Raw genomic sequence first — 13,858 nt, 5'->3', positions numbered from 1 at the left:
AGTTACTGAGGGAAGACTTTATTTTCAAGTATGGTCAACTAAAATATAAAACTAGTTGACGAGGAGTGTTTATGAATTTAAATCATCAGAATTTACGTCATTTGACCCAGGCATCAGTTATTTTAGCTTTAACGATCATTTTTGGTTTTTTTCCGGGGATTCCTTTAGCGATTATTCCCGTCACAATTGTCCTTCAGAACTTAGGGATGATGTTGGCAGGGGAAATTTTAGGACCTTGGTGGGGAACTGGGACTATGATCACTTTTCTGGGGATGGTAGCTCTTGGGTTACCTATCCTTTCGGGTGGTCATGGTGGCTTGCAGGTCTTATTATCACCCTCAGGATGTTATTTGATTATGTGGATGATCGCCCCATTTATCATGGGATGGCTACTGAGAATTAATTTTTTGCGTCAGTATTGGTGGTCTGAATTAATCATTGTTTGGTTAACGGGAGCTGTACTAGTTGATTTGGTTGGTGGCCTTTTATTGTCATGGTGGATGCACTTTTCCTTATCCTTTACTTTAGGGGCGATGATGATTTATTTACCAGGTGATACGATTAAGGTTTGTCTGTCGGTCATAATTGCTCGGCGTTTGCGAAAATCCAAGGTAATTGATTAGGAGATTGCGATGTTAAAGGATGAAATTTTAGCAGCTTTAATTGATCATCAAAGTTGGCTAAATGGTAACGAGTTAGCAAGTCAGTTGGGAGTAACCCGAGCAGGCGTATCTAAGGCCATTCAACAATTAAAAGCCAGTGGTTATCAGATCGCGGTTGATCATGCCAAGGGATACCGGTTTGTGGGGACCAGGCATTTAAGCCAACAATTGATTCAACGCCAAATGGGATCGTCAGACATGTGGAAGTTGGAAGTGTGGGATGAAGTTACTTCGACCCAAGATCGGGCAAAGGAAATCATTGCAAATGAATCTGACGATCGATTCATCGCGGTAGTCGCAAATCATCAAACAGCGGGTCATGGACGGTTAGGACGGAAATTCTATTCGCCAGCTCAAACGGGCCTATATTTTAGTGTGGTTATTCCCCATCAGCCAATTGAACAGATTACCAAAGCTGGTTTACTGACAACGAGTGTTGCGGTGGTAATAAGTGAGGAATTAGAAAGGTTAATTCCTGGATTAAGGCTTCAAGTGAAGTGGGTTAATGATCTTTACTTGGGGCAACAAAAGATTGCGGGAATTTTAACGGAAGCAGTTTTGGATGTTGATAATCCCCAGTGGGGATCTATTATTGTGGGGATTGGAATTAATTTATCAACTACCAAATTTCCCGCAGAACTCCACGACCAAGTGGCATCTTTGCAGGTAGTCGATTTTGATCGAAATCAGTTTTTAGCGAATTTCTTGAATCGCTTTAGTAACTTAAATGCAACTTATAGCAGTGGATGTTATTTACCTGCTTATCGGCAGCGTCAATTATTGATTGGTCGCCAAGTTACTTTAGTGTGTGGAAGTGAACAAGTGACCGGGTTGGTTGACGGGATTGATGATCAAGGAGCCCTAGTATTGAAGGTTGCTGATCAAAAATTACGAAGTTTTGATAGTGGAGAAGTAACTAAAGTTAAATGGTAACTAAAAATAAGCTGAAGGAATGATTCCTCAGCTTATTTTTAGTTATCCTGATCAAAAGATTCTAAAGCTTCCGCGGTTTCAGTCCAGGCTAATTCAGCTTCATCAGCTTGGGCTTGATAGTGGTCCAATTCCTTTTGGAGATCGGTTAATTTTGCGATATCTGAAGCGACTTCCGGTTGATTCATGGTTTCTTGAATCTTGGCAATTTGCTGATCAAGTTTTTCCATCGTCTCTTCATATTCATCCACTTTTCGTTGAAGTTTCCGCCGCTCCCGTTGAATTTCTTTAGTAGCTTGATAAGATTCTTGCTTTGGTTTGGCCACCTCATTAGTTGTCTCTTCGCTTACTTGATCATGACTTTGGTCAAGGGCAGCTAAATAATCATCATAGTCTCCTTCATAACTAGTGGCATGATCAGGGTGGATGGCTACTAGCTGGGTCGCAACTTGATTAATAAAGTATCGATCATGTGAAACAAATAACACCGTGCCGGTAAATTCGTTAATGGCGGTTTCTAAGACTTCGCGACTGTCGATGTCTAAGTGGTTCGTCGGTTCGTCTAGCACTAGGAAGTTCATTGGTTGGAAAGAAAGTTTGGTTAATTCTAACCGGGCTTTTTGTCCCCCGCTGAGGTCCTTTACCTGCTTATAGACATCATCACCGATAAATAAAAAGCTTCCCAGCAGGGTTCGGATTTCGGTTTCATCGACTTCGGGATGCTCGTCCCAAACTTCATCTAAAACAGTTTTTTCGGGATGGAGCTGTTGTTGCTCTTGGTCGTAATAACCAATTTCAAGGTTGGCACCAAGTTTGACCGTCCCGCTAATGGGGGGGAGCAGATTTAAAATCGTTTTTAAGAGGGTCGATTTACCGATTCCGTTGGGTCCAATAATCCCCAACCGTTGTCCTTTTCGTTCGGTAAAAGAGAGGGGGCCGGCGATTTTTTGATCATGGTAACCGATAGATAGTTGGTCAACTTCAAGGACCTCATTTCCGCTCTCATGTTCGCTATGAAATTGAAAATGAATGGATCGATCATCGGTCGTGGGCCGCTCCATGCGCTCCATTTTTTCCAATTGTTTCCGTCGTGATTGTGCTCGCTTGGTGGTTGATGCCCGTACCAGATTACGATTAACAAAGTCCTCTAATTTGGCAATTTCTTTTTGTTGCTGGTCATAATGTTTCATTTCACTTTGCAACCAGTCGGCTTTATGATCAACAAATTGACTATAGTTTCCGGTGTAGTGGCGAAGCGTTTTTTGATCGAGATCGTAAACCTCATTAACTACCCGGTCTAAGAAATAGCGGTCATGAGACACAATGAGGAGGGCCCCACGATAAGTCTTTAAATAACTCTCTAACCAGGTTAGCACATTCATATCAAGATGATTGGTCGGTTCATCCAAGATTAATAATTGAGGGCGTTCTAACAGGATTTTTGCTAAAGCCAATTTGGTTTTTTGCCCACCTGAAAGATCAGTCACCGGTTGATCATACATTTGTTCAGTAAAACCAAAACCGGTCAAGACGCCCCGGATTTTAGAATTAATTTCATAACCACCTTGACTCTGAAATTTAGTTTGTAATTGATCATATTGGCCCGTAATGTTAGCAAAATCGTCACTGGTAGGATCAATCGTGGCTAATTGGCTTTCCAAATCATGAATGGCTGCTTCCATTTGATGAAGAGGGGCAAAAACACTATCCATTTCAGCCCAGATGCTATTTTGGCTATCTAAGCCTTGATCTTGGGCTAGATAACCAATGGTCAAATCCCGTATAGTGGTAACTTCACCTTCATCGGGCGTCGTGATTCCGGCGATGATTCGGAGCAGGGTAGTTTTGCCGGCACCATTTCGCCCAACCAAGGCAATTCGGGCATGGTCATTGATTTGTAGGTTGATCTTGTGAAATAATGTATCGGCTCCAAAGCGCCGCTCAACATTATTGGTTTGTAATAATAACATAATTGTTCCTTTGTGATATAGAAAGGTTTATAAGCTATTTGATTGTAGCATATCTCGCAAAATTTAGTAAAATATTGGCAAAATAATGAAAAACATTTCACAAACATTGGAAAACTTGTTATGATTAGCAGGTAAAGAAAAATGATTAATTAGGAGTAATACAGAAAGATGCCAAATCGTAAGATACCTCGGGCTACGGCCAAGCGCTTGCCAGTATACTACCGCTACTTAAACATCTTATTAAATGCCAACAAAAAACGGGTATCATCGACCGAATTATCTGAAGCGGTGCAAGTCGATTCAGCTACGATCCGGCGTGATTTTTCTTATTTTGGGGAACTTGGGAAACGTGGTTACGGATATGATGTAGAAAAATTACTTAATTTTTTTAAGCGAGTCCTAAATCAAGACCAATTGACCAGTATCGCCTTAGTGGGGGTTGGTAATATTGGACGGGCTTTGATGAACTATAATTTCCATCAAAATACTAATCTGCGGATCTCGTGTGCTTTTGATCCCAAACCAGAATTAGCTAATACCATTCAAAGCGGGATTCCGGTGTACCCAGTCACTGAGATGCAAAAGCAATTGCGCGAGCAACAAATTGACGCCGTGATTTTGACGGTGCCAGGTGATCAAGCTCAAAAGGTGACGGATGAACTAGTAGAAACCGGAGTAAGAGGGATTTTGAACTTTACGCCAGTTCGGCTGTCAGTCCCTAAGGAAGTACAAGTCCAAAATATTGATTTAACTAATGAATTGCAAACTTTGATTTACTTTATTGAAAGTACGCAAAAGTAAATTCAGAATTGAACCTCGTGAGTAGTGATCTGCTCCGGGGTTTTTCTAATTATCGGCAAGTCAATAAATTTTGGGTGAAAGGTTGTCATAATTCGCATTAACGGCGCTATCATGGTAGAATAACAAAGATTATGTTTAACAATTAGACCAGCTATTAGTAAAAATCCCAATAGGTGGTCAATTTAAATTGGAGGAAAAGATTTAGATGGCTAACATTTTAAGAAAATGGGTCGAAAGTGATCGACGGGAACTCCGGCGAATTGCTCGGCAAGCTCGGAAGGTTGAAGAGTATGCTGATCAAATGGCATCACTAAAAGACGAAGAATTACAAGCCAAAACTCCAGAATTTAAAGAACGCTTGGCCAATGGGGAAACTTTAGATGATATTTTACCGGAAGCTTTTGCGGTTGCTCGGGAAGGAGCAAAACGGGTTTTAGGTTTATATCCATTCCACGTTCAAATCATGGGAGGAATTGTCTTGCATGGTGGGAATATCGCCGAAATGAAGACGGGGGAAGGGAAGACTCTAACCGCCACCATGCCAGTTTATTTAAATGCTCTTGCCGGCAAGGGTGTGCACGTTATCACCGTTAATGAGTATCTTTCGGAACGGGATGCTGAAGAAATGGGGCAACTCTATCATTGGCTAGGCCTATCTGTTGGGGTCAATGGGGCTGAAGGAACGGCAGATGAAAAGCGGGCTGCCTATGCGGCTGATATTCTCTATTCAACTAATAGCGAAATTGGATTTGATTATTTGCGGGACAACATGGCTGTTTACCAAGAAGATCAAGTGCAACGCGGGCTGAATTTTGCGATTGTCGATGAGGTGGATTCGATCCTTATTGATGAGGCACGGACCCCATTAATTATTTCTGGACCAGGAACGGGGACTTCCAAGCTGTATCAACAAGCCGATCGATTTGTGAAAAAGTTGACGGAAGAAGATGACTACAAAATTGATCTGGAGTCCAAAACCGTTTCTTTAACTGATGATGGAATTAAAAAGGCAGAACAATATTTTAATCTGGACAACCTATACGACACCGATAATACAGCCTTAACGCATCACTTGGACCAAGCTTTACGGGCCAATTACATCATGATGTTAGATAAGGATTATGTGGTCCGTGACGGTGAAGTCTTGATCGTTGATTCCTTTACCGGACGGGTGATGGAAGGTCGCCGGTTCTCCGATGGGTTGCACCAAGCGATCGAAGCCAAGGAACATGTCGAAATTCAAGAAGAAAACAAGACGATGGCTAACATCACTTACCAGAACCTATTCCGGATGTACAGTAAACTTTCCGGAATGACGGGGACGGCACGGACAGAAATGGAAGAGTTCCGTGAAATTTATAATATGGATACGATCTCGATTCCGACGAACATGCCCGTTGCTCGGGTTGATGAACCGGACTTACTTTATCCAACCTTAACCAGTAAATTCCATGCGGTCGTCCGTAAAATTGATGAGTTACATACCAAGGGTCAACCAATTCTGGTTGGGACGGTTGCGGTGGAAACATCTGAATATCTTTCACATCTGTTGGATGAAAAGAAGATTCCGCACGTGGTCTTGAACGCCAAAAACCACGCTAAGGAAGCGGAAATCGTTAAGAACGCAGGTCAAGTTGGGGCCGTGACCATCGCTACCAATATGGCTGGTCGGGGGACTGATATTAAATTAGGACCCGGCGTCCGTGAACTTGGTGGTTTAGCGGTGATTGGGACCGAACGACATGAATCACGGCGAATTGATAATCAATTACGAGGCCGGTCGGGTCGGCAAGGAGATCCGGGCTTATCACAATTTTACTTATCATTGGAAGATGACCTTATGAAGCGGTTCGGTGGCGACCGGATCAAAGCCTTTTTACAACGGCTTCAAGTTGATGATGATGATGAAGATGTTGTAATTAAGAGTCGGTTCTTGACGCGGCAGGTTGAATCGGCCCAAAAACGGGTTGAAGGTAATAACTATGATTCTCGGAAGAACGTCTTACAATACGATGACGTCATGCGGGAACAACGGGAAATTATCTACAAAGAACGTCAACAAGTGATTACCGAAAGCGAATCCCTTGATAATGTCTTAATGCCAATGGTTGAACGGACGGTCCAACGAGCAGTGGACCAACATACCTTGGGTGATCAAAAGGATTGGGATCTGAATCGGATTGTTGATTTTGCTAGCGAAGTGATCACCAAGCCAGAGAAACTTCAGGTAGCTGATCTCGAAGGACTATCCACGACGGAGATTGTGGAAAAACTTATGACCTTAGCTAATGAAGTATACGACGAAAAGAAGGAACAACTTTATGATGCTGCTCAAATGCTTGAATTCGAGAAAGTCGTCATCTTACGGGTAGTCGACTCCCATTGGACTGATCATATTGATATGATGGATCAATTCCGTCAATCCGTTGGATTACGGGGATATGGTCAACGTAATCCTCTGGTTGAATATCAAATGGCGGGTTACCAAATGTTTGAACAAATGATCACGGATATTGAATATGAAGCAACACGCTTATTCATGAAGTCGGAAATTCGGCAAAATGTAACAAGATAAACACAATTTGTGGGGGCTGGAGGGTTTCAGCTCCCCTTTTATTCTTTAAATGAGGTTTTTATGGAAATCAGTGATATTAATAAACAAATAGAAGCGCTCCAAAACGAGGTAGCTAGCTTCGGGAGGTCTCTTTGACTTAGATGCCTTAAACGAAACGATTGCAGAACATGAAAATCAGATGACGGTACCAGGTTTTTGGGATGACAATCAGCAGGCCCAGAAATTGATTGATGAGACAAATCAATTGAAAGGTCGTCGGGATACCTTTTTATCCTTGCAAACAGCGGTGAATGACCTGATTGATTTGAGAGATTTATTAAGTCTAGAAGCGGATGCGGACTTAGAAAAAGAGTTGGAAAACAATTTGAGGCGAACCACGTCTGAGGTGGAAAAGTACCAATTAAATCAACTTTTAGATGGTCCTTATGATGCGAATAATGCGATCTTAGAAATTCATCCAGGCGCTGGGGGGACGGAAGCCCAAGACTGGGGTGAAATGCTGTTGCGAATGTACACTCGGTGGGCGGAACAACATCAATATCAAGTTGAAATCGCGAATTATGAAGCCGGTGAAGAAGCGGGTATCAAGAGTGTCACTTTAATTATTAAGGGCCATAATGCATATGGATTCTTACATCCAGAAAAAGGGGTTCATCGGCTAGTGCGGATTTCTCCGTTTGATTCAGCCAATCGACGGCATACCTCTTTTGCTTCGATTGATGTCATGCCCGAGATGGATGATAGCATCGAGATTGATATTAACTCGGCTGATTTACGGGTGGATACTTTCCGGTCCAGCGGGGCAGGGGGACAGCATATCAACAAGACGGATTCTGCAATCCGGATCACCCACTTACCAACAGGGATTGTGACTTCATCACAAGCGGAGCGGTCGCAACTCCAGAACCGGGAAACGGCAATGCGGATGTTAAAGTCTAAGTTATATGAATTAGAGCAAGAAAAGCAGGCTGCAGAGCGGGCTAAAATTGCGGGAGAACAACTGGAGAATGGTTGGGGGTCCCAGATTCGCTCTTACGTTTTGCACCCATATTCTTTAGTTAAAGATACCCGGACCGGTTATGAAACACATGATACCCAAGGGGTTTTAGATGGTGATTTGGATCCCTTTATTAATGCTTTTTTGAAATGGCAATTAAGTCAGAAGAATCCCCAGTAAACTTGGTTAAAGGAGGACACTATGAAAAAGCGACGAAATCAAAAACAATTAACACGTTCGGCTGATAATCGAGTCTTGGGTGGCGTCCTAGGAGGTTTTGCTAATTATCTAGGTTGGAACGCCAACGTTTTACGGGTTTTATATTTAATCGTGACGGCGCTGACTTCTTTCCTACCGGGAATTGTGATCTATATTGTCTTGTATGTCACCATGCCAGCTGATCCCCAGCAACAAGATATGTGGTCCTATTTACGCGATCAAATCCCAAAAATCCGTGAATTTGATTTCAATAGCTTAAATTTTAAGCGGAAAGAATTGCATGACGTGGAAGAACAAGACGTCAAAGATGCCGATGATGAAGATAAAAAGGAGTAAATCATGACTGATAGTAAGACTTCTGTGACCGTCGAAGAGCTCATCAATAATGCTCGGTTGAAAATTTTACAAGGGGCTGAATATATTGATCGTCCTATTGTAACTGGAAATATTTGTCGGCCGGCATTACCATTTGCTGGTTATTTCACCCATTATCCGGCCGAACGGATTCAATTATTAGGGATTACCGAAAATGCCTTTGCTGATGAGGTCGACCATGAAAAATTGGCTGAGTATTGCGAGCGGATGTGCTGTGAGGAGACTCCTTGTTTTGTGATTACTTCCGATTTGCCGATCTTACCAGAACTGAAGGCCGCCGCGGCCAAGGCTAATATTCCAATTTTAGGGACGCATTTGACCTCATCGCGGGCCATTGGGAATATGTCAGCTTATCTTTGGAGTCAATTAACGCCACGGGAATCAGTGCATGGGGTATTGGTTGACATTAACGGCACTGGGGTCATGTTGACGGGTGATTCGGGAGTTGGGAAGAGCGAAACTGCCTTGGAATTAATCCGCCGGGGTCACCGGTTGGTAGCCGATGATCGAGTAGAAGTGTACGCACGTGATGAACGGGATTTAGTTGGATCAGCCCCAGCCATCCTAAAACACATGATGGAAATTCGAGGAATTGGGATCATTGATGTGATGACCCTTTTCGGGACTGGTGCAGTATTGGATGAAGATGAAGTTGATTTAATCATTCATCTAGAATCGTGGTCGCCTGATAAAAAGTTTGATCGCTTAGGGCATCGTGGAGATACCCGGACGATTCAAGACATCGCGGTGCCACAAATTTCCCTCCCCGTAAAAAGCGGACGAAACCTGGCGATCATTATTGAATCGGCAGCGATGAATTTCCGAGCTCAAAATATGGGCTATGATGCGACGACGACCTTTGATAATAACCTTCACCAATTAATTAAGCAAAACTCAAAAGGTAACTAGATCGCATGAAAATTGAATTAATTAATGGAGCTATTAATCCGATAGCTCTGCAATGGGGGCCTTTTAGGGTCCATTGGTATGGGATTATTATTGCGAGTGCGGTTATCCTAGCCTTGTGGTTATCGATTCGGGAGGGGCGCCGTTTAGGAATCCCCGAAGATGATTTCTATGATGCCTTATTGTGGTCATTACCGATTGCGGTAATTTGTGCTCGCACTTATTATGTGGTTTTTCAATGGTCATATTATTCGCATAATCTTAGCGAGATTATCGCTATTTGGGATGGCGGAATTGCAATTTATGGGGCCTTGATTGGTGGCTTAATCACCATTCTTTGTTTTTGCCACTATCGTCATTTGAATGCCTGGCTCTTTTTAGATGTGTTAGCTCCGAGTGTTATTTTGGCCCAGGCCATTGGTCGCTGGGGGAATTTTATGAATCAGGAAGCTTATGGTCTGGTGACGACGAAAGCCCATCTGATGGCTCTACATTTGCCAACCTGGATCATCAATCAAATGTACATCGGCGGGGCCTACCGGGTGCCGACTTATCTATACGAATCGGTTGGTGATCTACTTGGCTTTGTTATTCTTCTTATTATTCGGCATCGCCATCATTGGCTTAAACAAGGAGAGGTTCTTTGTGGTTATTTAGGTTGGTATGCACTGGTACGGATGATAGTTGAAGGGATGCGGACGGACAGCTTGATGTTGGGGCAGTTAAGGGTTTCTCAGTGGCTGTCAGTCGTGATATTGATTGCGGTAGTGATAATTGTTATCTATCGGCGACGTCATTTTGACCTGCCATGGTATTCAGATTTACTAATCAAGGAGAAAAAATTATGACAGAAAAAGTAGCAGTTTTAGGTGCTGGTTCGTGGGGGAGCGTTTTAGCTAATGTCTTAGTCGAGAATGGCCACCAGGTTAAACTATGGTCGCGGAATGCTGATCAGGTTCAAGAGATGAATCAAGATCATACAAATCATCGCTATTTACCCAATTTGACTTACCAAGTAGGGCTGGAAGCAACTACTGATATGACCGCAGCAGTTAAAGATGCTAGTTTAGTTTTGATTGTGATCCCAACGAAAGGGTTACGGGAAGTGACCCATCATTTAGCCCAGGTGCTAAGCGCCAGTGGTGCTAGTCCAGTGATTGCTCATGCGACCAAGGGATTGGAACAGGGCTCATATAAGCGGCCATCGGAAATGATTCAAGAAGAAATTGCTGCCACAAATCGTCAAGGGATCGTGGTTCTTTCAGGGCCGAGTCATGCCGAAGATGTTTCCATCCACGATATGACCGCTGTGACGGCAGCTTCAAGCGATGAACAAGCGGCAAAATTTGTGCAAGGCCTGTTTATGAATCATTATTTCCGAGTTTATACTAATGATGACGTGATCGGTGCCGAATTTGGTGCGGCGCTTAAAAATGTGATCGCGATTGGTTCGGGCGCCTTGACCGGGCTTGGTTATCATGATAATGCCCGGGCGGCTTTGATTACTCGCGGACTAGCGGAAATTCGTCGGTTAGGGGTATCATTTGGTGCTAATCCAATGACCTTTATTGGTTTATCCGGAGTTGGTGATTTAGTAGTTACGGCTACCAGTAAAAATTCGCGAAATTGGCGAGCTGGGTATCAATTAGGTCAAGGCAAACCCTTAGACCGAGTTGTTGCCGAGATGGGAATGGTGATTGAAGGACTCTCGACAGTTAAGGTGGCCCATGAGCTGGCCCAAAAACGGCAGGTGAAGATGCCAATTACCGAAGCGATTTATGAGGTCGTTTATAATGGTCAAGATATTCAAAAAGTCTTAGCTGATTTAATGACGCGAGAAGGAACTTCAGAAGTTGAATAAAATGTGTTAAAATGATAACGCATTCAAAATGCAATAACAAAGTACGTACTGTACGGAGGACTAATATGAAAAAAGTACGCAAAGCGATTATTCCAGCTGCAGGGTTGGGAACGCGATTCTTACCTGCGACGAAAGCCTTAGCCAAGGAAATGTTACCAATTGTCGACAAGCCAACCATTCAATTTATTGTTGAAGAAGCGCGGAAGTCAGGAATTGAAGACATTGTCGTAGTTGATGGAAAGAACAAGCGCTCCATTGAAGATCACTTTGATTCCAACCCTGAATTGGAAGATAATCTACGCGAAAAGCATAAGGATGAAATGCTTAAGTTGGTAGAAGAAACTACCGATATCAACATCTACTTTATTCGTCAATCGCATCCGCGGGGCTTAGGCGATGCAGTTTTGACGGCGCGGGCATTTATTGGCGACGAACCATTTGTTGTAATGTTGGGAGATGATTTAAACAACATTAATAATGATGGCAAGCCATTGACGCAAGAATTAATTGATTCCTACGAAGAAACGGGTGCTTCTACCTTAGCTGTAATGCGGGTTCCTCATGAAGACACAGCCAAATATGGGGTTATCAATCCAAGTGCTGAAGTTAAACCAGGCTTGTTCAATGTTACGAGCTTTGTTGAAAAACCGGCTCCTAAAGATGCTCCTAGTGATCTAGCAATCATTGGACGCTATGTCTTTACCCCCGAAATTTTTGACGTGTTAGCAAACACAAAGCCGGGCAAAGGGGACGAAATTCAATTAACGGATGCCATTAATACTTTAAATAAGACCCAACGTGTCTTTGCCCATGAATACAAGGGAAAGCGTTATGACGTGGGTAATAAGTTTGGCTGGATTGAAACAAACATTGAATACGGTTTGAATCATCCAGAAACGAAAACTGAATTACGCGAATACATTAAAGAATTAGGGGCTAAGTTTGTTAAAGAAGACAGCAAAGCCAGCAAAAAATAAACCTAAAAACTATCCCGAAGGTTAAAACCAGCCTTCGGGATTTGTTTTAGGATTGATAAGTCGGTTTGCTCGACAAGTTCAGCAAAAACCATTAAGATATCATTATTAAAAAACGAGGAGCAAAAAGATGGTAGAAGCAACAAAAACCAATTATGATGTCATCGTGATCGGGGCCGGTCCTGGTGGAATGACGACGGCAATGTATGCCTCCCGAGCAGATTTAGATGTCTTAATGTTGGATCGGGGGATTTACGGGGGAAACCTTAACAATACGGGGACGATTGAGAATTATACTGGTTTCAAAACTGTTCAAGGACCGGAATTAGCTGAACAAATGTATCAAGGGGCCACCCAATTTGGGGCTAATTATGCCTATGGTTCAGTAACCAAAGTCACGGTGGATAAGGATGGCTTAAAACACGTGACGACTGATATGGATGAAACCTTTACGGCCCGTGCCTTAGTAATTGCGACAGGGACGCAACAAAAGCATTTAGGAATTCCTGGCGAAGAAGAATATGGGGGCCGAGGGGTTTCTTATTGCGCGGTTTGTGACGGAGCTTTCTTTAAGGGAAAGCATTTAGCCGTGATTGGTGGTGGTGATTCAGCGGTAGAGGAGGGAATGTACCTGACTCAATTCGCAGATCAAGTAACGGTAATTGTTCGGCGAGATCAATTACGGGCACAACCAATGTTGCAAGACCGGGCGAAGGCAAATGACAAGATGGAGTTTGTTTTTAATACTAGTCCCACAGAAATTATCGGGGATGATAATAAAGTGACTGGCATTAAGCTCCACGATAACCTGACCAATATTGATCGCGAACTTGCCGTGGATGGGGTCTTTATCTATGTTGGTAATACGCCGATGACACAACCATTTGCAGATCTAGGAATCTTAGATGAACAAGGTTGGGTCAAGACTGATGAAAAGATGGCAACTCCGGTTGAGGGGATTTTTGCTATTGGGGATGTTCGTGAAACAGTCCTACGCCAAATTGCCACCGCCGTTGGGGACGGAGCGATTGCTGGGCAACAAGTATATCATTATTTAGAACAGTCTTAATTCTCAATGAAGAGGTCCTTGACAGGGCTTCTTTTTTCATTTTATACTCGTATATTCTGAAATTTAGGAGTGTGTTATGCAACAAAAAATTGATCGACATGTTATTGCAGCAGTCGTCGCAACGGGACTCTTATCCTTTTGTGGGGTGATCGTCGAAACAGCAATGAACATCACCTTCCCGACCTTGATGAATGATTTTAAGGTTGATACCGGAACGGTCCAGTGGATGACTTCAATTTACTTGCTTTTAGTGGCGATTATTGTGCCCCTTTCAGCTTACTTTAAGGCCACCATTAAGACGAAGACCCTCTTTTTGACGGCGATTAGCCTTTTTATCGGAGGAATTATCATTGATGCCTTAGCTGGTAATTTTGTCTGGTTATTAATCGGCCGGGCAATTCAAGGGATTGGGACCGGGATTTCCTTGCCGTTAATGTTTAACATTATTTTAGAACAAGTTCCACAAAGTAAGATTGGGATGATGATGGGGCTAGGGAATTTAATTACGGGGATTGCTCC

The 13,858-nt window shown here is 43.0% G+C and carries 13 protein-coding genes; 12 read left to right on the top strand and 1 reads right to left on the bottom strand.

Features of this window, described 5'->3' with window-relative positions:
* The first annotated feature begins 71 nt into the window (after positions 1 to 71).
* Positions 72 to 623: a biotin transporter BioY gene (locus tag PS3_RS02160; protein WP_040467927.1), complete on the top strand. Its 552-nt coding sequence runs from the start codon at positions 72 to 74 to the stop codon at positions 621 to 623.
* Positions 624 to 632: 9 nt separating this feature from the next.
* Positions 633 to 1,595 (top strand): biotin--[acetyl-CoA-carboxylase] ligase, encoded by a 963-nt coding sequence (locus PS3_RS02155; RefSeq protein WP_007121890.1) that lies wholly within the window; start codon positions 633 to 635, stop codon positions 1,593 to 1,595.
* 38 nt (positions 1,596 to 1,633) lie between these two features.
* On the opposite strand, the gene PS3_RS02150 is transcribed toward PS3_RS02155, so the two are convergent.
* Positions 1,634 to 3,562 (bottom strand): ABC-F family ATP-binding cassette domain-containing protein, encoded by a 1,929-nt coding sequence (locus PS3_RS02150; protein WP_007121889.1) that lies wholly within the window; start codon positions 3,560 to 3,562, stop codon positions 1,634 to 1,636.
* Positions 3,563 to 3,730: 168 nt separating this feature from the next.
* Here PS3_RS02150 and PS3_RS02145 point away from each other — a divergent pair, with 168 nt between their 5' ends.
* The 10 genes from PS3_RS02145 to PS3_RS02100 form a co-directional block, all read left to right on the top strand.
* The gene (locus PS3_RS02145; RefSeq protein WP_007121888.1) at positions 3,731 to 4,363 is read left to right on the top strand and encodes a redox-sensing transcriptional repressor Rex; all 633 of its coding nucleotides are present in this window, start codon (positions 3,731 to 3,733) and stop codon (positions 4,361 to 4,363) included.
* Positions 4,364 to 4,568: 205 nt separating this feature from the next.
* On the top strand, positions 4,569 to 6,938 hold the full coding sequence (gene secA / locus PS3_RS02140; protein ID WP_007121887.1) for a preprotein translocase subunit SecA: 2,370 nt from the start codon (positions 4,569 to 4,571) through the stop codon (positions 6,936 to 6,938).
* Positions 6,939 to 6,998: 60 nt separating this feature from the next.
* A protein-coding gene (prfB, locus tag PS3_RS02135) for a peptide chain release factor 2 (RefSeq protein ID WP_191976272.1) occupies positions 6,999 to 8,115 on the top strand; the annotation gives its coding sequence in 2 pieces (ribosomal slippage) (positions 6,999 to 7,070 and positions 7,072 to 8,115; 1,116 coding nt in all).
* 21 nt (positions 8,116 to 8,136) lie between these two features.
* Positions 8,137 to 8,490 (top strand): PspC domain-containing protein, encoded by a 354-nt coding sequence (locus PS3_RS10060; RefSeq protein ID WP_040467926.1) that lies wholly within the window; start codon positions 8,137 to 8,139, stop codon positions 8,488 to 8,490.
* Between the two features lie 3 nt (positions 8,491 to 8,493).
* Positions 8,494 to 9,438 (top strand): HPr(Ser) kinase/phosphatase, encoded by a 945-nt coding sequence (hprK, locus tag PS3_RS02125; RefSeq protein ID WP_007121885.1) that lies wholly within the window; start codon positions 8,494 to 8,496, stop codon positions 9,436 to 9,438.
* Between the two features lie 5 nt (positions 9,439 to 9,443).
* Positions 9,444 to 10,283: a prolipoprotein diacylglyceryl transferase gene (lgt, locus tag PS3_RS02120; protein ID WP_007121884.1), complete on the top strand. Its 840-nt coding sequence runs from the start codon at positions 9,444 to 9,446 to the stop codon at positions 10,281 to 10,283.
* Positions 10,280 to 11,296 (top strand): NAD(P)H-dependent glycerol-3-phosphate dehydrogenase, encoded by a 1,017-nt coding sequence (locus PS3_RS02115; protein ID WP_007121883.1) that lies wholly within the window; start codon positions 10,280 to 10,282, stop codon positions 11,294 to 11,296. Before lgt ends, PS3_RS02115 begins: the two co-directional genes overlap by 4 nt.
* 65 nt (positions 11,297 to 11,361) lie before the next feature.
* The gene (gene galU / locus PS3_RS02110) at positions 11,362 to 12,273 is read left to right on the top strand and encodes a UTP--glucose-1-phosphate uridylyltransferase GalU (protein ID WP_007121882.1); all 912 of its coding nucleotides are present in this window, start codon (positions 11,362 to 11,364) and stop codon (positions 12,271 to 12,273) included.
* A 127-nt stretch (positions 12,274 to 12,400) separates the two neighbouring features.
* Positions 12,401 to 13,339, top strand: a complete 939-nt coding sequence (gene trxB, locus PS3_RS02105; RefSeq protein WP_007121881.1) for a thioredoxin-disulfide reductase — start codon at positions 12,401 to 12,403, stop codon at positions 13,337 to 13,339.
* 76 nt (positions 13,340 to 13,415) lie between these two features.
* The coding region (locus PS3_RS02100; protein WP_040467925.1) for an MFS transporter at positions 13,416 to 13,858 on the top strand (443 nt) is incomplete at its 3' end.

The organism is Limosilactobacillus gastricus PS3, assembly GCF_000247775.1.
GTDB classification, from domain to species: domain Bacteria; phylum Bacillota; class Bacilli; order Lactobacillales; family Lactobacillaceae; genus Limosilactobacillus; species Limosilactobacillus gastricus_A.
Note: the sequence above shows the minus strand (reverse complement) of the source record. Positions and strands in the feature narration are given on the sequence as shown.